The sequence below is a fragment of the Deinococcus rhizophilus genome (genome assembly GCF_030271215.1).
Classification (GTDB): Bacteria; Deinococcota; Deinococci; order Deinococcales; family Deinococcaceae; genus Deinococcus; species Deinococcus rhizophilus.
Genome location: NZ_JASNGB010000420.1, coordinates 1 through 392 on the forward strand (window position 1 = coordinate 1; position 392 = coordinate 392).

The 392-nt window shown below is 76.8% G+C and carries 1 protein-coding gene; it reads left to right on the top strand.

The features are described 5' to 3' along the window. The coding region (locus QOL99_RS17660; RefSeq protein WP_285525710.1) for a serine hydrolase at positions 1 to 392 on the top strand (392 nt) is incomplete at both ends.

Genomic DNA, 392 nt, shown 5'->3' on the forward strand with positions numbered 1-392 from the left:
GCGCCGGGGCGGGGTGGTGGGCGCGGCGCGGGGCGGTCAGTCGGCGGTCGTCGGGGTGGGTGGCGTTCCCAGGGACGGCGTCTTCGAGCTGGCGAGCGTGACCAAGCCCTTCACGGCGGCGCTGGCGGGGGCGCTGGTGCGGCAGGGGCGGCTCTTATGGGACGCGCCCCTGTCTCGGCTGGGCGGTCCCTTTCGCGGCTTCCCCGACTTCGTGACCGCCCGCGCCCTCGCCACCCACACGGCGGGCCTGCCCTCTCACCCCGCGCGGGCAGCAGTGACCACCTTCACCCGCTTTCAGGACCCCTACGGCGGCATGGACGCCCCGGCGGCCCTGGCGAGCGCCCGGCGCTGGGCGAGTCGGCGGGGGGCGGGGCGGTTCGTGTATTCCAACC